Below are 24759 nucleotides of genomic sequence, written 5' to 3' on the forward strand. Positions count from 1 at the left end.
TCGGACCACTGCCCCGTGAATCCGCGTCCACAGTGCCCGCGCACACCGAAATGGTCGGCCCCGTTGAGGCATCACACAATCACAGAATGTAACTATCGAGTAAGGGTGCGTTCTCTCGGGGCGGGAAAGATCCCAAGAGATGACCTAGTATCGAAGGTGCTGACTGATGTTGGCGCAGGCCACGACGGGCCGAGGTAACGGAATTGAATCGCACGGGGCCCGCGATGCGTCACACTGATGTGCGGTCAGGGGTGCATTGGAGGAATTGGTGGACGAGACCAACGAGGTACTGGGCCACGCCCCGCTGTTCGAGGCATTGGACGAAGAGGGCGGGGCTGCCCTTCGCGCCTCGATTACCGAGGTTCGTCTCGGACGTGGACAGACCCTGTTCTCGGAGGGCGACGAGGGCGACCGGCTGTACGTCGTGATCAGCGGCAAGGTGAAGCTCACCCGCGCCGCGGTCGATGGCCGGGAGAACCTGGTCAGTGTCCTTGGCCCCTCGGAGATGTTCGGGGAGCTCTCCCTGTTCGACCCGGGCCCGCGGACCGCCAGCGCTGTCGCTGTCACCGACACCATTCTCGCCGGCCTGGGCCACGAGGACCTGCGTCCGTTCGTCTACGGCCAGCCCGAGGTCGCCATCGTGCTGCTGAAGGCGCTGGCCCGGCGGCTGCGGAAGACCAACGACGTCATGGCCGACCTGGTCTTCACCGACGTGCCCGGCCGCGTCGCCAAGGCCCTGCTCGACCTCGCCGACAAGTTCGGCAAGGAGGGCGAGGACGGCTTGCACGTGCACCATGACCTGACCCAGGAGGAGCTCGCCCAGCTCGTGGGCGCGTCCCGGGAGACCGTGAACAAGGCACTCGCCGAGTTCGCGCTGCGGGGGTGGCTGCGCATAGAGGCGAAGGCCGTCGTCCTGATGGACGTGGAGCGCCTGCGCCGCCGCGCACGCTGAGACACCGTTGAGGGGAGATCCGCCGTCCGCGGCGGACCACCCTTCATCCGCGGCGGGGACGACGACATCGCCATCGCCCGACGTCCCGAGCGGCCGTAGTCCAGCTGGTCGGCGTCGATTCGATGACGGGTGCCGCCGACGTCGCCGCGCGTCGGAGCCACCATGTCGGAGCGTATGCCCCCGGTGGGGAGAGGCCCTCGGTCACCGGCGACGCGTGACTGATGGCGTGTGCCGGATGCCGGATGGTCCGTGCAGGCCCGGCCGTCTCGGGGCGACAGCGTGGTCGCGCCGGTCAGAGCGGTACTGAGGCTGAAGAAGCCCAGCCGCACCTCATCGAGGGTCCACGGCGGTAGCCCCTCGGGCGCGGGGGCCTCCGCGAGCCCCCACCCCTCCGCCGGGAGGGCGCTCGGTCTAGTCGAACCTGAGGTCGTCGGGGGTCTCGCCGCGCGACCTCAGGAAGTCCAACTGGGCCCGGACCGACGCCAGTGCCGGCCCGATGAGCGTGTCGTCGATCTCGGTGTAGACGCGGGCCACGATCTCGCGCGGAGAACGGGCTCCGGCCTCGATCGCGGCACGGATCTGATCCAGCCGTTCCTGACGGTGCCCCCGGTAGGTGGCGATGGCGCCGGCGGCGTCCGAGATCAGTGGCCCGTGGCCCGGCAGGAGCGTGACCACCCCCGCCTGGGCGATCAGGTCCTCGAGCCGCGCCAAGGTGTCCATGTAGTCACCCAACCCCGCCTCCCCGAGCACCGTTGACCCTCGACCGAGGACGGTGTCACCGGTGAGGATCGAGCGGTCCGCCGGCAGGTGGAAACTGACCGAGTCCGGCGTGTGCCCGGGCGTGGCCACCACGCGTAGCTCCAGGCCGGCCACTTTGATCGTCTCCCCGTCGCGGAGAGAGTCGGTGTCCCCCACCACGAGGTCGGGGTCCACGGCCCGCACCGGGGCACCGGTGAGCTCCGCGAAGTAGGGAGCTCCTTCGGCGTGGTCGGGGTGGTGGTGCGTGAGCAGCACCAGTTCCACGTGCGCGCCGCGTTCCTGCAGGGACCGCGCCACCCGCTCCAGGTGGCGTTCGTGGTGGGGGCCGGGGTCGACCACGACGACCCCGTGCGCGTCCGGCTCCCGGACGACCCAGGTGTTGGTGCCGTCCAGCGTCATCGGCCCCGGGTTGGGGCACAGCATGGCGGTCGCACGGGTGGTTCCCGAACCGTCGATCTTCACCGTCTACCTCGCGATCCGTGGCGGCTGGTACTCGCGGCCGTCCGGCGCCACGAGGACAACGGAGTCGTTGGCCCGCCGCCGGACGGCGGGCTCGACAGGGTGGAGGTCCCGCCGCAGCTCGAGGATGGTGTCCAGGGTGGCGGTCCGGGAGAGTTCGGCCAGTTCCCGCAGGGTCTCCGACGTGGGCAACGCCATCGGCAGTCCGCCGGCGTCCCAGTGGTCGACCGCCTCCGCCGGGGTCATCCACACGAGGCGGTCCGACTCGGGGCTGGCCACCCGGGGCTCCTGGTCAGGGGGCACCACCGCGACGAAGAAGCGGGTGTCGAACCGCTTGCGCTCGGTGCGGGGTGTGACCCAGCGCGACCAGGGCCGCAGCAGGTCCGCCCGTACCGTGAGCCCGCGGTGGGCGAGCATCGCCGCGAAGGAACGGTCAACGGGCGGGAGACCGGTCGCTGCGCCCTCCGGCCGGGCCGAAGGTCCGTCCAGGGGGTGCGTCGCGGGACCGGCGAGGAGCACTCCGGACTCCTCGAAGGTCTCCCGGACCGCGGAGTACACGAACGACGCCGCGTGCTCCCGTGATACGCCGAACCAGGCCGCCCAGCGCTCCGGCTGGGCACCGATCCAGGGAAGGCACGCCCGCGCGTCGTCCACGTCCTCGGCGTCCACCGCCCCGCCGGGGAAGACGTACAGTCCCGCCCCGACCCGCATGGTGGCGGCGCGACGCAGGAGACACACCTGGAACGCGCCGCCGACCCCGGGACGAAGCAGGATCACCGTCGCGGAGTCACGAGGCGCCACCGGGTCGGTGTGTCCCGCCAGAACCGCGTTCCGCCAGCTCGCACCGTCCGTCATGGCCGCCTTCCGCCGAACTCAGCCCTCGGTCAGCTCCACAATCATCTCAACCTCGACGGGAACGTCCAACGGCAGGGCCGCAACGCCAACAGCGCTGCGGGCGTGCACGCCGGCCTCACCGAAGACCTCGCCGAGCAGCTCGCTGACGCCGTTGATGACCTGGGGCTGGCCACCGAATGAGGGGTCACTGGCCACGAACCCGACCACCTTGACCACGCGGGCCACCTTGGACAGCTCGCCGACCTCCGCCTTGACCGCGGCGATGGCGTTCAGACCGCACACCGCGGCGAGCTCCTTGGCCCGCTCGGCCGTCACCTCGGCACCGACCTTGCCGGTCGCCAGCACCACACCGTCCACCCGCGGGACCTGGCCCGAGACGTAGACGTAGTTTCCGGTGCGGAGGGTGGGCACGTAGGCGGCGACGGGGGCGGCCACCTCCGGGATGGTGAGTCCCAGCTCGGCGATACGCGACTCGGGAGTTACGGCGGTCACTGGCGTTCTCGCTTCATGTAGGCAACGTACTGCTGGTTCCTGGGGTCGGTGCCCTCCGGCAGGGGAGCGGGCACCACGGAGACCAGCTCCCAACCGTCCTCACCCCAGTTGTCAAGGATCTGCTTGGTCGCGTGCGACAACAGCGCGACCGTCTGGTACTCCCACTTCGTCATGGCCGACACACTACTTCACCGTAGACTTCGAGGAGTGAGCGCACGCGGTCCGGCACCAGACAACTCGGCTCCCCGCCTGCACGTCGTGACGGGCAAGGGCGGAACCGGTAAGACGACTGTCGCGGCCGCCATGGCGCTGAGCCTCGCCGCGCGCGGCCATCGTGTCCTGCTGATGGAGGTCGAGGGACGTCAGGGCATCGCCGAGCTCTTCGGCACCCCGCCCCTTCCCTATGACGAACGCTGGATCTCCGGGGTGGGGGACGAGGGCTCGGTGCACGCGCTCGCGGTCGACGCCGAGCAGGCGCTGCTGGAGTACCTGGACATCTTCTACGGGATCCGGCGCGCCGCCCACGCGCTGACCCGGCTCGGAGTGGTCGACTTCGCGACCACCGTCGCGCCGGGCATGCGTGACGTCCTGCTCACCGGCAAGGCGGTGGAGGCGGTCCGCCGTCGGCGCGACCCCGCGCGCCGCTCGCGCTGGTCCTCGGAGTCCGACCGTCCCGTGGACGGCGACCAGGAGTTCGCCTACGACCGCGTCGTGCTCGACGGGCCGCCCACCGGTCGGATCGCCCAGTTCCTCAGTGTCAACGCCGAGGTCGCCGGTCTCGCCAAGGTGGGGCCGATCCGCAACCACGCGGAACGCGTCATGCGGGTCATCCGTTCCCCTCAGACGGCGGTGCACTTCGTGACGACCCTGGAGGAGATGCCGGTGCAGGAGTCCCTGGACGGCGTCGCCCAGGTGCGGGACACGGGGATCCCCGTCGGCGGCCTGCTGTTGAACATGACGCGGGAGCAGCTCCTCTCCGACGCCGAGCTGGCGCGGGCCGCGGCGGGTGACGTGGACACTGCCGACCTGCGCGACGCCCTGGAGTCGGTGGACACACCCCAGGCGTCCCGGGCCGCGGATCTCCTCGCACGCGAACTCGTGGGGCACGCCCGCCGGATCGGCGTGGAGAAGCGGATGCGCCACCGCCTGGAGGAGGTCGAGCTTCCCGTGACATCGCTGCCGCTCCTGCCCGACGGTGTGGACCCCGCCGGGCTCCGCGAACTGGCCAAGCACCTCACCGCGGTGGGCACGCCATGAGCGAGCTAACCATCCCGCCCCCCTCCGGATCCCGCGGCAACCCGGCCCTGGACTGCGACGCCCTTCTCGTCGACGCCGAGACGCGCATCGTCGTCTGCTGCGGCGCGGGAGGCGTGGGCAAGACCACCACCGCGGCGGCCCTCGCGCTCCGGGCGGCTGAGCTCGGTCGGGACGCCGTGGTCATCACGGTGGACCCGGCACGCCGGCTCGCCCAGGCACTCGGCCTGACGGAGCTGGACAACACCCCACGACCCGTGGAGCTGGGACCCGGTGCGCGGGGAAGCCTGCACGCCATGATGCTCGACATGAAGCGCACCTTCGACGAGGTCGTCACCGACAACGCCGACCCCGCCCGCGCCGAGGAGATCCTCGCCAACCCCTTCTACCAGTCGCTGTCGACCAGCTTCTCCGGCACACAGGAGTACATGGCGATGGAGAAGCTGGGGCAGCTCCGGCGGGACGGTGACTGGGACCTCATCATCGTCGACACCCCGCCGAGCCGGTCGGCGCTGGACTTCCTCGACGCCCCCAAGCGCCTCGGCCGGTTCCTTGACGGCAAGCTCATCAGGTTCCTGACCGCGCCCGCCGGCGGAAACGGACGCGCTTACCTGCGCATCCTCGGCACGGGGTTCGGGCTGGTGACGGGGTTCGTCAACAAGGTCGTCGGGGCCCAGGCGCTGCGGGACCTCCAGACCTTCGTGACCCAGTTCGACGCGGTGTTCGGTGGCTTCCAGGAACGGGCGCGACGCACCTACGAACTCCTGCAGGCCCCGGGGACCGCGTTCCTGGTGGTCGCCGCGCCCGAGAGCGACGCACTACGCGAGGCGTCGTACTTCATCGAACGGCTGGGCTCCGACCGGATGCCGATGTCGGGGCTCGTGCTGAACCGCACGCACCACAGTGACCTGACCTGGCTGACCGCAGCGGAAAGCGGCGCCCGGGCCGACGCCCTCGACGACGCGGGGCGATCCCCGCTCGCGGCGTCGGCCCTGCGCCTGCACGCCGACCGACTGCGGGCCCGAGCGAAGGAGACGCGGGTGCTGGCGGAGTTCACCGCACAGCATCCCGCCATCCCCCTCGTGGAGGTCCCCGCCCTCCCCGAGGACGTCCACGATCTCTCGGGCCTGCACAAGGTCGGACGCTCGTTGTCTGTGGAGGACCGCGCCGCCTCGTGACGGCGCGGTCCTCCCCCGTGCTCAGCTCGCGATGAGCTCCTCACGGTTCTCGTTCTCCTCCGGGCCACTGGCGCGGAGGTAGTCCGCTCGGGCGCGCTCCAGCAGCGCCCGCCAGGAGGTCACGTCCGGGCGGCGTCGTAGTAACGCGCGACGCTCCCGTTCGGTCATCCCTCCCCACACGCCGAACTCGATGCGGTCGTCCAAGGCGTCCGCCAGACACTCCGTCCGGACCGGACAGCCCCGGCACAGCATCTTCGCTCGGTTCTGTTGGGCCCCCTGGACGAACAGCGCGTCCGGGTCTCCTTCGCGACACAGGCCCCTACTTGCCCAATCATTGCTCCACATGCTGTCCCACTCCCATAGTTCATCATGTGTGGCCGTTTGCGGTCGGCAGGATGAGCAGGACGAATCCCCAGGCAACACTGTGGGGGATCCGCGAGGGGCACTGACTCATTTCCCAATAACCGCTCAGGGCACGAAGCTATGAATTGCGAGGACATCCCAACAGCCCCCATTGGGCCCATTTATGGAATAGTCCGAGCGGGCCATTCGCACCGTGTCGGGTGACTGACAGTCCGCGTTGGTGATCTTCGACACCGGGCCGTCGCCACTTCCGTCCCGTCCGCAACCTTGCAGCATCGGACCCTCACACCATGCGATTCCGGCTACGAAGACGCGTAGTCTTAGGGACGTGGGACGAGCGACTGTGGTGCAGCGGATCGGCCAGCTCTTCGGTGTCAGTGTCATGGCGGGAGTGCTAGTGGCCGCCATGATCCTGCCTGCGGTGGGCGGACTCGGTCTGACCGCGCGCGACGTCGCGACCGGCTTCCTCAACATGCCCAGCGAACTCGAGACGCTGACGCCCCCGCAGCGGTCGATCATCTACGACAGCGAGGGGGGCGAAATCGCGCAGGTCTATGACCGAAACCGCGAGCTCATCGAGCTGGAGGACATGTCGCCGATCCTGCAAGAGGCCATCATCGCCATTGAGGACAGCCGTTTCTACGAGCACGGTGGCATCGATATCCAGGGCACCTTCCGCGCCGCGATACGCACCTTGCGCGGGGACACCCAGGGTGGATCCTCCATCACGCAGCAGTACGTGAAGAACGTCCTCGTGGAGAGCGCGACCTCCCGCGAGGAGGTCGAGGACGCCCAGGCCGAGACCCTGGCCCGCAAGATCCGCGAGCTCCGCTACGCCGTCACCCTGGAGCAGGAGCTCACCAAGGACGAGATCCTGGAGGGCTACCTCAACATCGCCTACTTCGGCGACGGCGCCTACGGCGCGGAGTCCGCGTCGCAGCACTTCTTCAGCGTGAGCGCCGACGAGCTCGAACTCGACGAGGCCGCGACCCTCGCCGGGGCGGTCCGGTTCCCGTTCCAGTACAACCCCCGGTTGAACCCCGACGAGGCGGTGGACCGGCGGAACACGGTGCTGGACCGGATGGCCGAGAACGAGATGATCACGTGGGAGGAGGCCGAGGAGACCAAGGAGGCCGACCTCGACCTCGACGCCGCGGACATGCCCGACAACGGATGTGTGCCGTCCGACGCGCCGTTCTTCTGTGACTACGTGATCAACCACATCACCAACAGCGAAGAGTTCGGTGAGGACGAGGAGGAACGGGACCGCTGGCTGAAGACCGCGGGCCTGGAGATCCACACCACCCTCGACCCCGACATGCAGGAGGCCGCCCAGGACGCGGTCGACAAGTGGGTCCCCCGGGACAACGAGTCGCGCAAGGTCGCGGCGGAGGTCCTGGTCGAGCCGGGGACGGGCGAGATCCGCGCCATGGCGCAGAGCCGCGACTACGGGCCCGACGAGGACGAGCTGGGCGTCACGTCCATCAACTTCACCACCGACTACGACAACGGTGGCAGCACCGGCTTCCAGGCGGGCTCGACTTTCAAGACCGTCACCCTCGCGGCAGCGCTCGACCAGGGGCTGGGCTTCGGCACGTCCTTCGACTCACCGGGCAGCATGACCATCACCGGGCAGACCAACTGCGAGGGCGGCACCCTCGCGCCCTGGTCCGTGAGCAACGCCGGTGAGAGCGACTCCGGCGGGCACAACATGATCTCCGGCACCAAGGGGTCGGTGAACACCTACTTCGCCCAACTTCAGCGGCGGGTCGGACTCTGCGACGTGATCGAGATGGCCGAGACCCTCGGTCTCGAGCGCGCGGACGGCACGAGCTTCGACAACCCCAACACCCAGGCCAACAACTCCTTCACGCTCGGCAGTGAGGAGGTCTCGCCTATGCGCGTCGCCAACGCCTACGCGGTGTTCGCCTCCGGCGGCCAACTGTGCGAGCCCCAGCCGTTCACCGAGATCTACGACAGCGTCAAGGACGAGACACTGGAGTTCGACTCCGACTGTGAACAGGTGATCGACGAGGACGTCGCGGCCGGCGTGAGCTACATCCTCAGCCAGACGTTCAAGGGCGGCACGACCAACGGACTGGACATCGGCCGTCCCGCCGCCGCCAAGACGGGCAGTACCGACGGCACGGCCGCCGCCTGGTTCGCCGGGTTCACCCCCAACCTCTCCGGCGCGGTGTTCGTCGGCGACCCGCGTGGGCCGCAGGAGTACCCGCTGCGCAACGTGAACATCGGCGGGCGCTACTACGGCCAGGTGTACGGCGCGACCATCCCCGGGCCGATCTGGCAGGAGACGTTCCGCGAGGCCGTCGAGAAGATCCCGGAGGAGAGCTTCCCCTCCGCACCGTCACGGTTCGGGTCCACGTCCTCCCAGCCGAGTGGTGGGGGCAGTGACACCCAGACCGCGGCGGCGGGCGGTGTTCCCGACGTGGTCGGTCAGACGGAGGAGGCGGCGGTCGCCGCCCTCGACGACGCCGGCTACAACGTCAACGTGTCCGGAAGCCCGATCTCCTCGGCGGAACCCGCGGGGAGCGTCGCGGCGGTGAACCCCGACCCGGGGACCAGCCTGCCGTCCGGGGCGACCGTGAACCTGTTCCTCAGCAATGGTGAGGGTGGGGCCGACGGCGCTTTGAACGATCACGGCCAACCGGCGATCTGGCCGGGCTCCACCCGTGACCCCGACCACGGCGAGGCCTGACCAGTCCCGACGCGTCCTGGTGACGAACCGTGGGGGCTCTTCCGGACGGTTCACCATCCGGAAGAACAGGCGTCCAGCGGAGCGGCGGCCCCTCGTGGGCGCCGCTCAGGCGAGCTGGCGGCGTACCTCGGTCGAGACCCGCTTGCCGTCGGCGCGGTCCCCGACCCGAGGCAGGACCTCCTTCATCACCGCGCCCATCTGGGTCGCCCCCGTCTCGGAGATGACGGTGGACACGATCTCGGCGAGTTCGTCATCGCCGAGCTGAGCGGGGAGGTACTCGCCCAGGACCACGGCCTCGGCGCGCTCGGCCTCGGCGCGCTCCTCCCGGCCGCCGGTGTCGAACGCCTCGGCGGCCTCCCGGCGCTTCTTGACCTCGCGCGCGATGATCTTCTGGATCTCGTCGTCGTCGAGTTCGCGGGCGGTCTCGCCCGACGTCGACTCGGTGGAGACCACGGTGAGCACCATGCGCAGGGTGCGGGCGCGCACCGCGTCACGTTGCTTCATGGCGCTCGTGAGGTCGCTTTGTAGACGTTCTTTCAGCTCGGACATGAACCCTGATCCTACGGCGTTCCGGCGGGACGCTCGCGGGGTTTTCGCCGCGGTGCCGAGGATCTGCCACGATGAGAGGGAGTCGGAAGGGAAGTGTCCATGGGTGAGCGTGCTCCATCGATCCGTTCCATCGGGATGGGCGCGGCCGGCGTGGCCGCGATCGGCGCCGCGGGCCTGGCCTACGCCGGGCTCGTCGAACGGAACTGGTTCCGGCTTCGCCACTATGAGGTTCCTCTCCTCCCGCCCCGAAGCCCTCGGCTGCGGATTCTCCACCTCGCGGACGCCCACCTGACTCCGGGACGCCGCCGGATGATCGACTGGATCCGCGGCCTGGACGACTACGAACCCGACCTCGTGGTGAACACCGGGGACTCGCTGGCGTCCGCGGACGCCGTCGAACCCTTCCTCGACGCACTGGGGCCGCTCCTACGACGCCCCGGCGTGTTCGTCTTCGGCTCCAACGACCTCTACGGGCCGCAGTGGAAGAACCCGGCGCGCTACCTGTGGCGCAGTAGCCACAAGGACTACGAGGTCCGTCGGGTCCCCGACCTGCCGTGGGAGCACCTCAGCGCCGCGATGACCTCGGCGGGGTGGCTCGACCTCAACAACCGCAAGGGCGACGTGAAGGCCGGGACGCTCGACGTCGCGGTGGCCGGTATCCACGACTCCCACATCAAACGGGACCGCTACGACCTGATCGCCGGCCCCGCCGACCCGGGCGCCGACCTCCGTCTGGGCGTAATGCACTCCCCGGAACCGGCCAACCTGGACCGGTTCACCGCGGACGGCTACCAACTCCTGCTCGCCGGCCACACCCACGGCGGCCAGATCTGCCTCCCGGGCTACGGGACGCTGGTCACCAACTGCGGCATCGACCGCCACCGCGCCCGTGGCCTCAGCCGCAACGGCGACTCCTACCTCCACGTCTCCGCCGGCCTCGGCACCTCCCCCACCGCCCCCGTCCGTTTCTTCTGCCGCCCCGAGGCCGCCCTCCTCGACATCGTCGCGCGATAGTCGTTACCGCACCACCACGAATGTCCGTTACACTGTGATGCGGAACCTCGGGGTGTAGCGCAGCTTGGCAGCGCGCTTCGTTCGGGACGAAGAGGTCGTGGGTTCAAATCCCGCCACCCCGACCAGCCAAAACGCCAGTCCATACGGACTGGCGTTTTTGTTTTGGGAGACCGATGGGAGACCACGACTCCAAGGTCTCCCATCGTTGACTGCCTCGAGATGAGCTGACGCCGAGCCGTGCGCGTCGATACCCCTCCTCACAAGCACCGAGTGTCGATTCCGGCTCGACAGTACACAGTGTTGCGGCCTTCGGACTCACGCGACGAAACTAGGACATACATTCGCTTTATCGGGATTTTCCAGTGGAGAAGATGGAATCCCGCTAGCTTGCCGGACATGCCGAGCAAACCACATGAGGCTCTTCACCAGATCTTCCGTGAGGACACCTCTCTGATATCGCGACTACTACGCCGATACCTCCAGGAGGACGTGCCCGCCCCGGACTCCGCCACGGTGTTGAACGTGGACCTCACCGAGGTTCAACCCCTGACCCGATTCACTGACACCGCGATCCTCTGCAAGTGGGAAAAACGGAAACATATCTTCGTCGTGGAATCCCAAACCAAAGACGATGACAGGAAGCGCATCACCTGGCCCTACTACATCGCCTACCTCCACAACCGATACAAGTGCGGGATCACACTCGTGGTGCTGTGCCCGGACCAGTCTGTCGCGGAGTGGGCATCGGAACCGATCATCATCGGCCTCGATGGGTGGACATCGATGCTGGTGCGTCCCTTCGCTCTCGGACCGAAGGACGTACCGCCTCTGGTTGACCCGGAAGAGGCCAGCCAGGACATCGTCCTGGCCGTGTTCTCCGCGCTACTCCAACGCCTCGACGCAACCGCTAACGACAATCTCGACGTACTCGCCGCCGCCTTGGATAACATCGATACCGAGACCGCGAAAGCTCTGGCTGTATTCACTGAAGCAGGCCTTGGGGAGTCCACCGCCCAACAGATCTGGAGGGATCTCATGAACGCTCGGACGTACCAGTACCAGTCTCAGATCGCCGCTGACTACCGCGAGCAAGGCCTAGCGGAAGGACGGGCGGAAGGACGGGCCGAGGGGCGGGCCCAAGGACGGGCGGAGGGGCAGGCGGAAGGACGGGCCGAAGGACGGGCGGAGGGGCAGGCCGAGAGTCGAGCCGCGGATGTTGTACGGATCTTGGAGAAGCGTGGGGTGACCGTGGACGCGGCCAGCCGGGAACGAATCCTGGGCTGTACGGACCTGCACCAACTGGACCAATGGTTCGACCGAGCGATCACCGCACACGCCGTCGGTGAACTCTTCGTCTAGACGAACCCCAGGAATCTCATGAACGCTCCGAGGTACCCGTACCTGTCCCAGTTCGCCGCCGACTACCGCGAGCAACAACGGGCGGAAGGACTGGCCGAGGGACTGGCGGAAGGGCAGGCCGAGGCTCGAGCCGCGGATGTTGTACGGATCTTGGAGAAGCGCCGGGTGACGGTGGACGCGGCCAGCCGGGAACGGATCCTGGGCTGTACAGACCTGCACCAGCTGACGCAATGGTTCGACCGGGCGATCACCGTAGAGGCGGTCAGCGAGCTGTTCTCTTAACCGGCGAACCTCTCAGTACCCAGACGATGAGTGGGGAACGCGGTCGGAGGATTCTCATCACTCCGTGTGGCTGGCCCACAGATTCCCCATTCGCGCTATCGGCACAACGCATCGCCCATACCCAGCACGAGGCGGCCTGAGCTCATCAAAGCCCCGTCCTAACCCCCGTAGTAGCCCACGCCTCCCAGGTAGAGGTGGTGGACGGGGGACTCGGTGGGGGTGTCCTCGTCGGGTTTCCACTCGTTGACGGGGCAGAGGCCCGGGGGGACGAGGTCGAGGTCGCCGAAGTACATGCGGTGTTGGGGGTAGGGGCGCCAGAAGCCGGTGTCCATGCCGTTGGCACGCGCGGCGGAGACGAGTTTCTCGACACGGTCGTCCGTACCGGGGTCGGCCACGTTCGCGACCGCCAGGTAGGAGCCGGGACTCATCCGCTCGCGCAGCATGCGGGCGACGGCGCGGTCCTGACCGTCCGGGAAGTGGTGCAGGACGCTGGCGAGGAGGATGGCGAACGGCTGGTCCAGGTCGATCAGGGCGCGGAGGTCGTCGTTGTCGAAGACGTCGTCCAGGTCGCGAACGTCCGCGGTGATGACGGTGGTTCGGCTGTTGACGTCGAGCATCGCCCGGCCGTGCGCCAGCACGATGGGGTCGTTGTCGACGTAGGCCACCCGGGTGTCCGGCGCGATCCGCTGCGCGTAGTCGTGCACGTTGCTGCTGGCCGGCAGACCGCTGCCCAGGTCGATGATCTGCCGGATGCCGGCCTCGCCCACGAGCCACGTGACCACCCGGCCGATCCACGCCCGGTTGTCCTGCGCGAGCCGCGCCGACTCCGGGACCACCTCCAGGATCGCCTGCGCGACCTGACGGTCCACCGCGAAGTTGTCCTTCCCGTTGAGGAAGGCGTCGTACACGCGGGCGATGGACGGCGTCGAGGTGTCGAAGGTGACGGTCGCCCACTCGGGGAGCTCCCCGTCCTCGGGCGCGACGTTCTTCATGAAGTCGTTGACGTCAGCCACTGCCCAACCCCTTCGCCCCTATGTACCGAACCCCGACAGGTTTACCCTGTCCATTCCAGTACACACCTGTCAATCCAGGCACGAATCCGACAGTGGCCACCGGACGTCCCCGTCGGTACCCGGCGACACGCCCCGAATCCTCTGTTCAGGAGGGGAAGGCGGTAGCTCAGTCCCGCCCGAAGATCGCGGGCAAAGCACTCTCGTACACCTGGCGGAGTTCTTCGAGCTCCACGGAGAGACCGAACGTGCCGGCGTCAACGGAGAGACGGTCGGTGCCGGTGGCTCCGATCTCCCGAGCCGAGACACCCTCGTCGGCGCACAGACATGCGAACGCGGCGGTGTTCTCGGGGGAGACCGCGACCACGGCTCGGGCGACCGACTCGCTGAACAGACCGACGACGCCGTCCTCCTCGACCCGAACGGTGGCGCCGACGTTCCCGCGCAGGCAGGACTCGGCGAGGGCGACGAAAAGGCCGCCGTCGGAGAGGTCGTGCGCGGCCAGGGCGAGACCCGCGTCGGCCGCGCCGGCGAGGGTTCGTCCCAGTGCGGCCTCGGCCGCGAGATCCACCCGGGGCGGCACGCCACCCAGGTGGTCGTGCACCGTGTTGGCCCACGCCGAGCCGCCGAGTTCCTCGTGGGTCTCCCCGAGGAGGAAGATCCGCGCGTCACTGGGGAACGCCGAGGACAGGCGGGTCCGTACGTCGGCGATCGTTCCGAGGACCCCGATCACCGGTGTCGGGTTGATGGCCGTCTCACCGGTCTGGTTGTAGAAGCTCACGTTGCCGCCGGTCACGGGAACCCCGAGTTCCTGGCAGGCGTCGGCCAGACCACGCGTGGACTGGGCGAACTGCCACATGACGCCGGGGTCCTCCGGCGATCCGTAGTTGAGGCAGTTGGTGACGGCCAGGGGCACGGCACCGGTGGCCGCGACGTTGCGGTACGCCTCCGACAGGGCCAATTGGGCTCCGGCGTAGGGGTCGAGCCGGGTGTAGCGGCCGTTGCCGTCCGTGGCCAGGGCGAGGCCGCGCGGACTGTCGTCGGAGATCCGGATGACGCCGCCGTCGTGCGGAGCCGCCAACACGGTTCCGCCGAGGACGTAGCGGTCGTACTGCCGGGTGACCCAGGTGGGGTCGGCGATTCCGGGCGAGGCGAGTACCGCGAGGGCCTGGTGCCGCAGTTCGTCGTCGCTCGCCGGGCGGGCCAGCGTGTTCGCGTTGTGTGCGCGCAGTCTGTCGAGGTCGCCCGGACGGGCGTAGGGCCGCTCGTAGACGGGCCCCTCCTCGGCGGCCGTGCGCGGGGGAAGATCGACGACGGTCTCGCCGTGCCAGGTCATCACGAGGCGTCCGCCGCGTTTGGCCTCCGCCTCGGTGACGTCGGTGACCTCGCCGATGACCGTGGCCTCAACGCCCCACTTCTCGCAGATCGCCATGAAGGCGTCCAGCCGGTCGGGTCGCACGACCGCCATCATGCGCTCCTGGGACTCACTCATGAGGATCTCCTCGGGAGTGAGTCGGGGGTCGCGCAGGGGAACCCGGTCCAACTCGACGCGCATGCCTCCGGTGCCACCCGCGGCGAGCTCCGTGGTGGCGCAGGAGACCCCGGCGGCGCCGAGGTCCTGGATGCCTTCCACCAGATCGTCCGCGAACAGCTCGAGGGAGCACTCGATGAGTAGCTTCTCCAGGAAGGGGTTGCCGACCTGCACGCTGGGCCGCTTGGCCTGGCTCTCGTCCTCGAAGGAGGCGCTGGCCAGGACGGACGCGCCGCCGATCCCGTCCGGTCCGGTGCTCGCCCCGAAGAGGACGACCTTGTTGCCGGGGCCGTCCGCCTGGGCGAGTTTGATGTCGCCGTGACGCATCACCCCGACGCACAGGGCGTTGACGAGCGGGTTGCCGAGGTAGCCCGCGTCGAAGCCGAGTTCGCCCCCGATGTTGGGCAGGCCGAGGCAGTTGCCGTAGGAGGAGATCCCCGACACCACGCCCGGCAGGACACGCCGCGTGTCCTCGGCGTCGGCGGGTCCGAAGCGCAGCGCGTCCATCACCGCGACGGGCCGTGCTCCCATGGTGAGGATGTCGCGCACGATGCCACCGACGCCGGTCGCCGCCCCCTGGTGGGGTTCGACGTAGGACGGGTGGTTGTGGGACTCGATCTTGAAGGTCACCGCCCAGCCGTCACCGACGTCGACGACTCCGGCGTTCTCGCCCATGCCGACCAGGAGCGCGTGGGTCTGCGGCGCCTTCGCACCGAACTGGCGCAGGTGCACCTTGGAGCTCTTGTAGGAGCAGTGTTCGCTCCACATCACGGAGTAGATGGCGAGCTCCGCCGCCGTCGGGCGCCGCCCGAGGATGCCCCGCAGCCTCTCGTACTCCCCCTCGGTCAGGCCGAGCTCGGCGTAGGGCTGGGGAACGTCCGGCGTCGCGGAGGCGCGACCAACGGTGTCCAGCTCGGGGACGGCGACAGACATGCGTGCTCCAAATACGGCGGTGCTCGACCTATGACTCGGATTCGGCCGCGTGGGTGATCACGAGGTGTGCGATGGCGCCATCCTCTTCGGCCTCGGGCGAGGGTGGCTGGTCCGACCCCTGGATGACGACGGTGTTGTCGGTGAGCGCGGAATCCACCCAGTCGACTTCCTCGGGGTCCTCTTCGCCGGGCGGCAGCATCCGACCCATGCCCCGATCCAACAGGGTCGTGTAGATGGTGTCGATGGCTTCCTCGGCGGAGAGGTCCTCACTGCTCACCGACACCGCCCGGAAGCACTCCTCCACCTCGCAGATCTCACCGAGGTCGGCGTACTCGACCCGGTTGGGTGGCGTGCCCAGACTGTCCATGCTGGGCGCGGGCTCCAGCTCGGGTGCGCCGGCGGGAGGCGGTTCCGGCGCGTGCCGGGCACTGATGAAGCCGTAGCCCATGGACGCGACGAGGCCCACGACGACGATGCCGACCACGATCCGCATCGCGTTCCGCGACCGCATCCGCGACATCATCACGGGCTCCCGGCCGCGACCGGTGAGGTTGACGCCGCGAGGATGGAGGTGAAGAAGCCCAGACCGTCGGTGCCGGGACCGGTCAGGGCGTCGATGGCGTGCTCGGGGTGCGGCATCAGGCCCACGACGTTGCCGTGCTCGTTGGTGATCCCGGCGATACCCCGCTGCGCGCCGTTGGGCGCGTCCCCGACGTAGCGGACGACGACCCGGCCCTCGGCCTCGAGCTCGTCCAGCGTCGTGGGGTCGGCGACGTAGTTGCCCTCCATGCTCTTCAACGGGATGACCAACGTGTCGTCTGACGAGTAGGCACTGGTCCAGGCGGTGGAGGCGTTCTCCACCCGGAGCTTCTGGTCCGTGCAGACGAAGCGGGTCGTGGCGTTGCGGGTGAGCGCGCCCGGCAGGAGGTGGCTCTCACAGAGGATCTGGAAGCCGTTGCAGATGCCGAGCACCGGAAGGTCACCACCGCGGGCCGCGGGGACGATCGCCTCCATGATCGGCGCGAAGCGGGCGATGGCTCCACAGCGTAGGTAGTCCCCGTAGGAGAAACCGCCGGGAAGGACCACGGCTTCGACGCCGCGCAGGTCCGCCTCGGCGTGCCACAGAGGTACCGGTTCGGCTCCGGCCTGGCGCAGTGCGCGCGCCGCGTCCCGGTCGTCGAGGGACCCGGGGAAGGTGACAACACCCACACGGGTGGCCATGGCGCCCCTTAGCGGTAGTTCGATGCGACGTTACGTCCCGAGGCTACCGCCTGAGCTGCGCCGGGGGGACTGTCGATGCAAACCCCGTCGGATCGGCCCCGTGCCGGAAGGATCCCGAGTTCGCCGTGCGGCGTTCCCACGGGCGGTACTCGGGGCGTTGACGTCAGCCCACGGGGGTCCGTGGTGCCGGGGCGGCCGCGGAGAGTGGAACACGCCACTTCAGCAGGGAGACCCGCTTCCCGCCACCCGGAACCTCGTCGAGGGCGACGTTGTCGACCAGTTCGCGCATCATGAGGATCCCCCGGCCCGACTCGGCGTCGTCCTCCGGCATGCCGACCTCGTGGACGTCGAAGTAGGACCCGGTGTCGGTGACCTCGATCACGCACCAGTCCTGGGCCACCCGCATCTCCACCTGGTAGCTCCGGGCGGGGAAGCCGTGATCGATGGAATTGGCGCAGGCCTCGGTCGCGGCGGACAGGATGTCATCCCGGAACTCCCCGACGACCCCGCTGCTGTCGAGAGCGGACCGTAGAAAAAGGCGCGTTACCCCAACCGTGTACGACGCTCTGGGGAGCGTGATCGAGAAACTCACGTCCATCGACGGCCCTCACTGCCACTCACCACACCACGGAACGTTCCCATGGTCGATGCGGTGAAACCGGCGGTGGCCGACGACCTGAGCCGACCTCACTCCACCCGGAGCGTGTAGTCCTCGATGACCGGATTGGCGAGGAGTGTCTCCGCGAGCTGGCGCACCTCGGCCAGGGCCTTGTCGTCGGCGTCACCCGCGAGCTCGATCTCGAACCGCTTTCCCTGGCGCACGCCACCGACGCCCCCGAATCCGAGCCGTGCGCTGGCCTCGGCAACGGCCTGGCCCTGGGTGTCCAGGATCTCCGGCTTGAGCATGACGTCCACCACTACGCGGGCCACGGAACCTCCATCGATCGACGCGTTCAGGCCCCCAGGTTAGGCCGTGTACCGCGTGCACCTGCGGTCGCGGCGACAATCCGCACGCCCCCGCCCCTACGGTCGAGCCCACCCCGCCGCACCACGACGCGCGGCCACCACGACCTCGAGGGTCAAGTGACGCGGATCACGCGTGGACCAGTCACCGTTTTGTGGGTCTGGGCGCGTCTCACTGTGTGGTAGGAATCCGGTCGTCCGATGGGGGAGATGTGGTGACGGCCACACAGAAGGAACGCGCCTCTGGGGAGGCGCGACAAGAACAGCAGACCGGTGAAGTTGACTTCCCGGCCGCGGTCATGACGTACGCCGACCAGTTGTACCCGATGGCGCTACGTATGACCCGTAACCCGGCGGACGCCGAGGACCTGGTGCAGGAAACCTTCACCAAGGCGTACGCCAAGATCCATCAGTTCAAGATCGGAACCAACTTCCGAGCGTGGCTGTATCGGATCCTGACGAACACTTTCATCAACGGCTACCGCAAGAAGCAACGCGAGCCGTTCCAGGAGACCACGGACGAGATCAAGGACTGGCAGCTCGCCGCCGCGGAGTCCCACACGTCCACCGGGGCGCGTTCCGCCGAGTCAGAGGTGCTGGACCGGCTGCCCGATTCCGATATTCGACGGGCGCTGGCCAAACTGCCGGAGGAATTCCGCCTCGTCGTCTATTTGGTGGACATTGAGGGGTACCCCTACAAGGAGGTCGCCGCGCGCATGGGAACACCGATCGGAACGGTGATGTCCCGCCTCCACCGCGCCCGGCGCCAGCTTCGCGACCTGCTCGCACACCACGCGCCACAGCATGGGATCGCGGCCTAGTACATCGGGCCGCTTCGGGTCAAGAATTCATCGGACGACCTGGTAGTTGCGTTTTATCGCTTCTTGGGGATCATCGGAGTCAAACGCGGGCCGAGTGGGCTTGCGCGGCTCATAGTGGCCTCTGTCACTATGGGCGCTAACGCTGCCCACTCGACCGTCACCACGGACGGGCGGGCGAAGAGCCGGTCCGCTGTCGCGGTGATCCCGCGAACGGGCCCCGAGACTCGAAGGAGCGCCAGGTGTCCACCAACACCTCGTCGGGCGCAGGCGTCGAACCGCGTTCGGCCGACAGCGGCGACAACCTAGTACAGATCCTCACTCCGGACGGAGAGTTCCGGGAGCATCCCCATTACCCCTTCGCGATCACGGCGGAGGAGGCACGCGGCCTGTACCGTGACATGGCGCTGGTGCGACGGTTCGACACCGAGGCCGTCGCGCTGCAGCGGCATGGCGAACTCGGCCTCTGGGCGTCCCTGCTGGGGCAGGAGGCCGCCCAGGTCGGCTCCGCGAGGGCGGCGCGGCCCAACGACATGATCTTCCCCTCGTACCGGGAGCACGGTGTGGCCTGGTGCCGCGACGTGCCGACCGCCGAGCTGCTGGCGATGTTCCGCGGCGTCACCAACGGTGGCTGGGATCCGCGGGACTACGGCTTCCACCTGTACACCGTGGTGATCGGGACCCAGTGCCTGCACGCCACCGGCTACGCGATGGGAATCCAGCGCGACGGTGCCGTGGGTGAGGACGGCAGCGCCGTCATCGCCTACTTCGGCGACGGCGCCAGCAGCCAGGGCGACACCAACGAGGCCTTCGTCTACGCCGCGGTGAACAACGCGCCCGTGGTCTTCTTCTGTCAGAACAACCAGTGGGCGATCTCCGAGCCGTTCGAACGCCAGAGCCGCGTACCGCTGTACCAGCGCGCGTCGGGCTTTGGCTTCCCCGGCGTCCGCATCGACGGCAACGACGTCTTCGCCTCCCTCGCCGTGACCCGGCAGACGCTGAACGACGTCCGTGTCGGCCAGGGGCCCGCCCTGATCGAGGCCTTCACCTACCGAATGGGGGCGCACACCACCACCGACGACCCGACGCGCTACCGCGTGGCCGAGGAGCTGGAGGAGTGGAAGGGCCGAGACCCCATCTCCCGGCTGCGGAAGTATCTGACCCGCACTGGTGGCGCCGACGAGTCCTTCTTCGACGCGGTGGAGACGGAGGCCGAGGCCCTGGGCGAACGGGTCCGGACCGAGTGCCGCACCCTGCCCGACCCGCAGCCATCCGACATGTTCCGCGACGTCTACGCCGAGCCACACCCCGTGCTGGAACGTCAGCGGGACGAGTTCGTCGAGTATCTGGCGTCCTTCGACGGCGAGGAGGCGTCCCACTCATGACCACCACCCTCAACCTCGGCAAGGCCATCAACGCGGGGCTGCGGCGCTCGATGGACGACGACCCGAAGGTTCTCCTCATGGGAGAGGACGTGGGCAAGCTCGGCGGCGTGTTCCGCGTCACCGACGGGCTGTACAAGGACTTCGGCCCCGACCGGGTCATCGACACCCCCCTCGCGGAGTCCGGGATCATCGGCACCGCGATCGGGTTGGCGCTGCGCGGGTATCGCCCGGTGTGCGAGATCCAGTTCGACGGGTTCTTCTTCCCCTCCGCGAACCAGACGTTCACCCAGCTCGCCAAGATGCGTATGCGTTCCAACGGGGCACTAAAGCTCCCGGTCGTCATCCGGATCCCGTTCGGAGGCGGAATCGGCGCTGTCGAGCACCACAGTGAGTCCCCGGAGACCTACTTCGCGCACACCGCCGGACTGCGTGTGGTGAGCTGCTCCACGCCGGAGGACGCCTACTGGATGATTCAGCAGGCCGTGGCCAGTGACGACCCGGTGGCGTTCTTCGAGCCGAAGCAGCAGTACTGGGACAAGGCCGACGTGGACACCGAGGCCGCGCTGTCGTCGGCGGCGCCCATGGGCAGCGCCCGCGTCGTCCGCGAGGGCACCGACGCCACGGTGGTGGCCTACGGGGCGATGGTGAAGACGTGCCTTCGCGCGGCGGCCGCCGACGATGAGCGCTCTCTGGAGGTCGTCGATCTCCGCTCCCTGGCGCCGATCGACTACGAGACGGTCTACGCGTCGGTCCGCCGCACCGGCCGCCTGATCGTCGTGCACGAGGCGCCGATGTCCCACGGTCTGGGGGCGGAGATCGCGGCCCGCGTCACCGAGCAGTGCTTCTATCACCTGGAGTCCCCGGTCATCCGGGTCACCGGTTTCGACACTCCCTACCCCCCGAACCGCCTGGAGGATCACTACCGGCCGGACCTGGACCGCGTACTCGACGGAGTCGACCGCGCCTTCGCGTTCTGAGTGGAGACCTCTGATGGCACAAGGCATTCAGCAGTACAGGCTGCCCGACGCGGGCGAGGGCCTGACGGAGGCGGAGATCGTGCGCTGGGCGGTTCAGCCCGGCGACGAGGTCACCATCAACCAGACCCTGCTCGAGGTCGAGACCGCCAAGGCCGTGGTGGAGCTCCCGAGTCCCTACGCGGGAACGGTGTCGGAGCTCCTCGTCGCCGAGGGGACGACGGTCCCGGTGGGCACGCCGATCATCACCATCGCCGGCGGTGACGCCGCGGGGACCGAGTCCGGCGCGGACGCCGGAGCGGCGGGGTCCGCGACCGGGGGTGACGGGGGAGAGGGAGCCAAGGCCGAGCCGGTCCTGGTGGGATACGGCGTGAAGGAGGCGCCGAGCCGGCGTCGACGTCGCTCCCGTCCCGACGCCACCGCGGCACCTTCCGGCACCCAGAACGGTCGGACGGAGGCGCCCCCGACCGCTCCGACCCGCGCGCCCGCACCGCCCGCACCGCCCGCACCGCCCGCACCGCCCGCACCGCCCGCACCGCCCGCACCGGCGCGGACGATCCGTGCGCTCGCGAAGCCACCGGTGCGCAAGCTCGCCAAGGACCTCGGTGTCGACCTGGGCTCCGTGGACCCCACTGGTCCCGACGGTGTGGTCACCAGGGACGACGTCCGCAGGGCGGCGGAGGCACCCGTCGCCGCGACCTCGGCGCGGGACGGCGAGGAACGCGTCCCGGTTCGTGGTGTCCGCAAGCACACGGCGGCCGCCATGGTGTCCAGCGCGTTCACCGCTCCACACGTCACCGAGTTCCTGCAGATCGACGCCACCGAGACGGTCCGGGCCGCGAAGCGCCTGCGTAAACGGCCCGAGTTCGACGACATCAAGGTGTCGCCGCTCCTTCTGGTGGCCAAGGCCCTGATGGTGGCGGCCCGCCGCTATCCGGAGCTCAACTCCTCGTGGGACGGGGACGCCGGGGAGATCGTACTCAAGCGCTACGTGAACCTGGGCATCGCCGCCGCCACGCCGCGCGGCCTGCTCATCCCCACCATCCACGACGCCCACGCGATGGCCCTGCCCGACCTCGCCAAGGCACTCCAGGAGAGTACCGAGACGGCCCGCGCGGGGACCGCGACTCCCGCCCAGCTCAGCGGGAGCACCATCACCATCACCAACGTCGGGGTCTTCGGCGTCGACGCCGGAACCCCGATCCTCAACCCCGGGGAGGCCGCGATCCTCGCGATCGGCCAAATCCGGGACATGCCGTGGGTCCACCGCGACGAACTCGCGATCCGCAAGGTGACCACCCTCGCGCTGAGCTTCGACCACCGGATCATCGACGGCGAGGTGGGCTCCAAGGCCCTCCGGGACATCGGGGAAATGCTGGAGGACCCCCTGACCGCCCTCGCCTGGTCCTGACCCCGGGCACCGGGGGTGGGGGTCACGAGAACCGGCCCCTGCCCCCACCTCCATCGGTGCCCACGCGCCGTCCGCCCTGATCAGGACGTCCCGGGGGACGGCCCTCGGGCTCCCCGTCGCCTCATGGGACCCTGCCAACGCCCAAATGGAACGTGGCTCCCCGCCAACGACGAACCGCCCTCCCCGACTGTCCTAGCCGGACGAGTATTCCGCCCAGGAGGACCTCTCGCACGGTGCGACCCGTCCGCGCCACCCCTCTCCGACGCCTGGGTCCACCGACTCGGCTCACTGTCGACTGCCCTCGCCGCGCTCAGCCCCGGAGCGGGGATGCCTTGAACAGCGGGCCACACGTGCGGGGCGGGCTCCGCACACCGCTACCGAGGTCTCGCGGCCCCGGACTGGCCACGCCCAGTGGTTCTTCCCCACGCTCGGCGTCCCAGGAGGCGTCGCCCGAAGCGCGTGCTCTCGATCGCACCACCGCGTAGAGCGCCGGCACGCTACCCTCCGGCCGAATCTCGCACACCGCGCCCGTCACCCCGACGGACGCCGCGCCACGGCGGCCCCGCGTCGAACGGGCGTCCGGTCCCCGACACGGTGGGGTGGAGCGTCGCGACGCTCCACCCCACACGCGCGTTACGGACGCCGGCTACTTGTTGAACGTCTCCGGGTCCGGCCCAACGCGTTCGTCGCGGTTGAGGCCGTTGATGGTCGCCATGTCCTCGTCGTCGAGCTCGAAGCCGAAGACGTTGAGGTTCTCCCGGATGCGTTCCGGGGTCACGGACTTGGGGATGACGATGTTGCCGAGCTGGATGTGCCACCGCAGCACGACCTGTGCGGGCGAGCGGCCGTGCTTACGGGCCAGGGTCGCGAGCGTCGGGTCGTCCAGCAGGCCCTTCCCCTGGCCCAGGGGGCTCCACGCCTCGGTGGCCACACCGTGGTTGGCGTCGGCCGCCCGCATCCGCTCCTGGGTGAGATAGGGGTGCAGCTCGATCTGGTTGACGGCCGGGACGATCTCCGTCTCCTTGACGACGCGGTCCAGCGTCTCCTCGGTGAAGTTGGAGACGCCGATCGCCTTGGCGCGGCCCTCGGAGTAGATCCGCTCCAGCGCCTGCCAGGTGTCGACGTAGAGGTTCCGGGCCGGGCTCGGCCAGTGGATCAGGTACAGATCGACGTAGTCCATGCCGAGTTTGCGCAGACTGGCGTCGAACGCGTCCAGCGTGTTCTCGTACCCCTGGTCGGTGTTCCACAGCTTGGTGGTGACGAACAGTTCCTCGCGGTCGATGCCCGACGCCCGGACCGCACGCCCGACACCCTCCTCGTTCTGGTAGAGCGCCGCGGTGTCGATGCTGCGGTACCCGGCCTGGAGCGCGACGTCGACCGACCGCTCGGCCTCGTCATCGGGGACCTGGAAGACCCCGAACCCGAGCTGGGGCATCCGAAGCCCGTTGTTCAGCGTGATGTACTGCATTGATCGCGTTACCTTTCCTGCACGGTCGTGCGCTGCCGTCATGCCCTACCCGCGCCACACTCCGCCCCGAGCCGTCCTCGGGGGTGTCGTGTGGTGGGCTGTGTCAGCGGGTGGGCAGGTTCTCAACCGCCTCCGCGATGGGGACGTCCCCGCCGACGAGTTCCACGGTGAGGCCGACTCCCGCGCCACGGCCCAGCAGCTCGGCGATGGCCGCGGCGACGTCGTCCCGCGAGATCTGGCCCCGAGGCACCGGAGGAGGGGCGAGCGTGACGCGCCCGGTCCCCGGGTCGTCGGTGAGCAGTCCGGGGCGAACGATGGTCCAACCGACGTCGCGGCGTCGGAGGTCCCCCTCGGCGAGTGTCTTCGCGGCGATGTACGCGGCCCATACGTCACCGCGTTCGGGCGCCGGCGGCTTTCCCGCACCCATCGCCGAGACCTGCAGCAGACGTGGCACCCCCGCGGCCTGGACCGCGTCGGCGAGGAGGATCGCGGCCCCCTTGTCCACGGACTCCTTGCGGGCGACGCCGCTGCCCGGGCCCGCACCCGCGGCGAACACCGCCGCGTCGGCGCCGGCTAGCAGCTTCTCCACGTCGGCGACCGTGGCCCGCTCCAGGTCGCACTCAACACCCTCGGCGCCGGCGGCGCGGAGGTCAGCGATGTGATCCGGATTGCGCACGAGGCCCACGGCCTCGTCGCCGCGGTCCACGAGCAGTCGCGCCAACCGCAGCGCGATCTTGCCGTGCCCACCGGCGATCACGACACGCATCTCCACACCCTTTCCGAACGCGGATAGGAGTGTGCCCACCCGCTTCA

At 69.0% G+C, this 24759-nt stretch carries 25 protein-coding genes and 1 tRNA gene; 12 read left to right on the forward strand and 14 right to left on the reverse strand.

Going from position 1 to position 24759, the window contains the following annotated elements:
* The first annotated feature begins 265 nt into the window (after positions 1-265).
* A complete protein-coding gene (locus J4H86_RS15685) occupies positions 266-952 on the forward strand; it encodes a Crp/Fnr family transcriptional regulator (RefSeq protein ID WP_394356519.1) in 687 nt (228 codons plus the stop codon).
* 411 nt (positions 953-1363) lie between these two features.
* Here the strand turns inward: J4H86_RS15685 and J4H86_RS15690 are convergent, their stop codons facing one another.
* The 4 genes from J4H86_RS15690 to J4H86_RS15705 are packed head-to-tail and all read right to left on the reverse strand — an operon-like array spanning position 1364 to position 3690.
* The gene (locus J4H86_RS15690; RefSeq protein WP_236538434.1) at positions 1364-2173 is read right to left on the reverse strand and encodes an MBL fold metallo-hydrolase; all 810 of its coding nucleotides are present in this window, start codon (positions 2171-2173) and stop codon (positions 1364-1366) included.
* A gap of 3 nt (positions 2174-2176) precedes the next feature.
* Positions 2177-3025: an NUDIX hydrolase gene (locus tag J4H86_RS15695; RefSeq protein WP_236538436.1), complete on the reverse strand. Its 849-nt coding sequence runs from the start codon at positions 3023-3025 to the stop codon at positions 2177-2179.
* An 18-nt stretch (positions 3026-3043) separates the two neighbouring features.
* The gene (locus tag J4H86_RS15700) at positions 3044-3517 is read right to left on the reverse strand and encodes a RidA family protein (RefSeq protein WP_236538438.1); all 474 of its coding nucleotides are present in this window, start codon (positions 3515-3517) and stop codon (positions 3044-3046) included.
* A complete protein-coding gene (locus J4H86_RS15705) occupies positions 3514-3690 on the reverse strand; it encodes a DUF4177 domain-containing protein (protein ID WP_236538440.1) in 177 nt (58 codons plus the stop codon). The genes J4H86_RS15700 and J4H86_RS15705 overlap by 4 nt, the downstream gene beginning before the upstream one ends.
* On the opposite strand from J4H86_RS15705, the gene J4H86_RS15710 reads away from it, so the two are divergent.
* Together J4H86_RS15710 and J4H86_RS15715 are read left to right on the forward strand one after the other, a co-directional pair.
* Positions 3689-4774 carry an ArsA-related P-loop ATPase gene (locus J4H86_RS15710; RefSeq protein WP_394356380.1) on the forward strand — a complete coding sequence of 362 codons (1086 nt, stop codon included), beginning with the start codon at positions 3689-3691 and terminating at the stop codon, positions 4772-4774. The two genes, J4H86_RS15705 and J4H86_RS15710, sit on opposite strands and share 2 nt — an antisense overlap.
* Entirely contained in the window at positions 4771-5949 is a 1179-nt protein-coding gene (locus tag J4H86_RS15715) for an ArsA family ATPase (RefSeq protein WP_236538448.1), read from the forward strand. The genes J4H86_RS15710 and J4H86_RS15715 overlap by 4 nt, the downstream gene beginning before the upstream one ends.
* Positions 5950-5970: 21 nt before the next feature.
* Here the strand turns inward: J4H86_RS15715 and J4H86_RS15720 are convergent, their stop codons facing one another.
* Positions 5971-6294 carry a WhiB family transcriptional regulator gene (locus J4H86_RS15720; RefSeq protein ID WP_236538449.1) on the reverse strand — a complete coding sequence of 108 codons (324 nt, stop codon included), beginning with the start codon at positions 6292-6294 and terminating at the stop codon, positions 5971-5973.
* 361 nt (positions 6295-6655) lie between these two features.
* On the opposite strand from J4H86_RS15720, the gene J4H86_RS15725 reads away from it, so the two are divergent.
* The gene (locus J4H86_RS15725; RefSeq protein WP_236544046.1) at positions 6656-9028 is read left to right on the forward strand and encodes a penicillin-binding protein; all 2373 of its coding nucleotides are present in this window, start codon (positions 6656-6658) and stop codon (positions 9026-9028) included.
* 105 nt (positions 9029-9133) lie between these two features.
* Here J4H86_RS15725 and J4H86_RS15730 read toward each other — a convergent pair whose 3' ends face one another.
* Entirely contained in the window at positions 9134-9577 is a 444-nt protein-coding gene (locus J4H86_RS15730) for a GatB/YqeY domain-containing protein (protein WP_236538450.1), read from the reverse strand.
* A gap of 99 nt (positions 9578-9676) precedes the next feature.
* Here J4H86_RS15730 and J4H86_RS15735 point away from each other — a divergent pair, with 99 nt between their 5' ends.
* The 4 genes from J4H86_RS15735 (at position 9677) to J4H86_RS15750 (ending at position 12232) form a co-directional block, all read left to right on the forward strand.
* Positions 9677-10591 (forward strand): metallophosphoesterase, encoded by a 915-nt coding sequence (locus tag J4H86_RS15735; RefSeq protein WP_236538451.1) that lies wholly within the window; start codon positions 9677-9679, stop codon positions 10589-10591.
* A gap of 48 nt (positions 10592-10639) precedes the next feature.
* Positions 10640-10716 (forward strand) — tRNA-Pro (locus J4H86_RS15740).
* Between the two features lie 271 nt (positions 10717-10987).
* A complete protein-coding gene (locus J4H86_RS15745; RefSeq protein ID WP_236538452.1) occupies positions 10988-11950 on the forward strand; it encodes a hypothetical protein in 963 nt (320 codons plus the stop codon).
* A gap of 18 nt (positions 11951-11968) precedes the next feature.
* Positions 11969-12232, forward strand: coding sequence for a hypothetical protein (locus tag J4H86_RS15750; protein ID WP_236538454.1), 264 nt, complete (start codon positions 11969-11971; stop codon positions 12230-12232).
* 158 nt (positions 12233-12390) lie between these two features.
* Here the strand turns inward: J4H86_RS15750 and J4H86_RS15755 are convergent, their stop codons facing one another.
* The 6 genes from J4H86_RS15755 to purS all read right to left on the reverse strand — a co-directional run bounded on the left by J4H86_RS15755 (position 12391) and on the right by purS (position 17857).
* Positions 12391-13245, reverse strand: coding sequence for an SAM-dependent methyltransferase (locus J4H86_RS15755; RefSeq protein WP_236538456.1), 855 nt, complete (start codon positions 13243-13245; stop codon positions 12391-12393).
* Positions 13246-13411: 166 nt separating this feature from the next.
* Positions 13412-15706 carry a phosphoribosylformylglycinamidine synthase subunit PurL gene (gene purL, locus J4H86_RS15760; protein ID WP_236538458.1) on the reverse strand — a complete coding sequence of 765 codons (2295 nt, stop codon included), beginning with the start codon at positions 15704-15706 and terminating at the stop codon, positions 13412-13414.
* A gap of 28 nt (positions 15707-15734) precedes the next feature.
* Entirely contained in the window at positions 15735-16217 is a 483-nt protein-coding gene (locus tag J4H86_RS15765; protein WP_236538460.1) for a hypothetical protein, read from the reverse strand.
* Between the two features lie 11 nt (positions 16218-16228).
* Complete coding sequence (gene purQ / locus J4H86_RS15770) at positions 16229-16927, reverse strand: phosphoribosylformylglycinamidine synthase subunit PurQ (RefSeq protein ID WP_236538462.1); 699 nt, start codon at positions 16925-16927, stop codon at positions 16229-16231.
* Between the two features lie 163 nt (positions 16928-17090).
* Complete coding sequence (locus J4H86_RS15775) at positions 17091-17525, reverse strand: ATP-binding protein (RefSeq protein ID WP_236538464.1); 435 nt, start codon at positions 17523-17525, stop codon at positions 17091-17093.
* A gap of 89 nt (positions 17526-17614) precedes the next feature.
* On the reverse strand, positions 17615-17857 hold the full coding sequence (gene purS, locus J4H86_RS15780) for a phosphoribosylformylglycinamidine synthase subunit PurS (protein WP_236538466.1): 243 nt from the start codon (positions 17855-17857) through the stop codon (positions 17615-17617).
* A 248-nt stretch (positions 17858-18105) separates the two neighbouring features.
* Between purS and J4H86_RS15785 the strand changes: the two genes are divergently transcribed.
* The 4 genes from J4H86_RS15785 (at position 18106) to J4H86_RS15800 (ending at position 22478) form a co-directional block, all read left to right on the forward strand.
* The gene (locus tag J4H86_RS15785) at positions 18106-18711 is read left to right on the forward strand and encodes a sigma-70 family RNA polymerase sigma factor (RefSeq protein ID WP_236538468.1); all 606 of its coding nucleotides are present in this window, start codon (positions 18106-18108) and stop codon (positions 18709-18711) included.
* 239 nt (positions 18712-18950) lie between these two features.
* Positions 18951-20093, forward strand: coding sequence for a pyruvate dehydrogenase (acetyl-transferring) E1 component subunit alpha (pdhA, locus tag J4H86_RS15790; protein WP_394356381.1), 1143 nt, complete (start codon positions 18951-18953; stop codon positions 20091-20093).
* Positions 20090-21070: an alpha-ketoacid dehydrogenase subunit beta gene (locus J4H86_RS15795; RefSeq protein WP_236538473.1), complete on the forward strand. Its 981-nt coding sequence runs from the start codon at positions 20090-20092 to the stop codon at positions 21068-21070. Before pdhA ends, J4H86_RS15795 begins: the two co-directional genes overlap by 4 nt.
* 13 nt (positions 21071-21083) lie before the next feature.
* Complete coding sequence (locus tag J4H86_RS15800; RefSeq protein WP_236538474.1) at positions 21084-22478, forward strand: dihydrolipoamide acetyltransferase family protein; 1395 nt, start codon at positions 21084-21086, stop codon at positions 22476-22478.
* A gap of 646 nt (positions 22479-23124) precedes the next feature.
* On the opposite strand, the gene J4H86_RS15805 is transcribed toward J4H86_RS15800, so the two are convergent.
* Together J4H86_RS15805 and J4H86_RS15810 are read right to left on the reverse strand one after the other, a co-directional pair.
* Entirely contained in the window at positions 23125-23946 is an 822-nt protein-coding gene (locus tag J4H86_RS15805) for an aldo/keto reductase (protein WP_236538476.1), read from the reverse strand.
* A 103-nt stretch (positions 23947-24049) separates the two neighbouring features.
* On the reverse strand, positions 24050-24712 hold the full coding sequence (locus J4H86_RS15810; RefSeq protein WP_236538477.1) for an NAD(P)H-binding protein: 663 nt from the start codon (positions 24710-24712) through the stop codon (positions 24050-24052).
* Positions 24713-24759 lie beyond the last annotated feature (47 nt).

Source organism: Spiractinospora alimapuensis (assembly GCF_018437505.1).
Lineage (GTDB): Bacteria > Actinomycetota > Actinomycetes > Streptosporangiales > Streptosporangiaceae > Spiractinospora > Spiractinospora alimapuensis.

Bases quoted from the DNA above. Each gene is read 5' to 3' on its own strand.
- J4H86_RS15750 (WP_236538454.1), top strand. From the start codon at position 11,969: ATGAACGCTCCGAGGTACCCGTACCTGTCCCAGTTCGCCGCCGACTAC.
- J4H86_RS15730 (WP_236538450.1), bottom strand. From the start codon at position 9,577: ATGTCCGAGCTGAAAGAACGTCTACAAAGCGACCTCACGAGCGCCATG.
- purL (WP_236538458.1), bottom strand. From the start codon at position 15,706: ATGTCTGTCGCCGTCCCCGAGCTGGACACCGTTGGTCGCGCCTCCGCG.
- J4H86_RS15795 (WP_236538473.1), top strand. From the start codon at position 20,090: ATGACCACCACCCTCAACCTCGGCAAGGCCATCAACGCGGGGCTGCGG.
- J4H86_RS15735 (WP_236538451.1), top strand. From the start codon at position 9,677: ATGGGTGAGCGTGCTCCATCGATCCGTTCCATCGGGATGGGCGCGGCC.
- J4H86_RS15805 (WP_236538476.1), bottom strand. From the start codon at position 23,946: ATGCAGTACATCACGCTGAACAACGGGCTTCGGATGCCCCAGCTCGGG.
- J4H86_RS15715 (WP_236538448.1), top strand. From the start codon at position 4,771: ATGAGCGAGCTAACCATCCCGCCCCCCTCCGGATCCCGCGGCAACCCG.
- J4H86_RS15745 (WP_236538452.1), top strand. From the start codon at position 10,988: ATGCCGAGCAAACCACATGAGGCTCTTCACCAGATCTTCCGTGAGGAC.
- J4H86_RS15705 (WP_236538440.1), bottom strand. From the start codon at position 3,690: ATGACGAAGTGGGAGTACCAGACGGTCGCGCTGTTGTCGCACGCGACC.
- J4H86_RS15765 (WP_236538460.1), bottom strand. From the start codon at position 16,217: ATGCGGTCGCGGAACGCGATGCGGATCGTGGTCGGCATCGTCGTCGTG.
- J4H86_RS15775 (WP_236538464.1), bottom strand. From the start codon at position 17,525: ATGGACGTGAGTTTCTCGATCACGCTCCCCAGAGCGTCGTACACGGTT.
- J4H86_RS15720 (WP_236538449.1), bottom strand. From the start codon at position 6,294: ATGTGGAGCAATGATTGGGCAAGTAGGGGCCTGTGTCGCGAAGGAGAC.
- J4H86_RS15695 (WP_236538436.1), bottom strand. From the start codon at position 3,025: ATGACGGACGGTGCGAGCTGGCGGAACGCGGTTCTGGCGGGACACACC.
- J4H86_RS15800 (WP_236538474.1), top strand. From the start codon at position 21,084: ATGGCACAAGGCATTCAGCAGTACAGGCTGCCCGACGCGGGCGAGGGC.
- purQ (WP_236538462.1), bottom strand. From the start codon at position 16,927: ATGGCCACCCGTGTGGGTGTTGTCACCTTCCCCGGGTCCCTCGACGAC.
- J4H86_RS15810 (WP_236538477.1), bottom strand. From the start codon at position 24,712: ATGCGTGTCGTGATCGCCGGTGGGCACGGCAAGATCGCGCTGCGGTTG.
- J4H86_RS15710 (WP_394356380.1), top strand. From the start codon at position 3,689: ATGGCCGACACACTACTTCACCGTAGACTTCGAGGAGTGAGCGCACGC.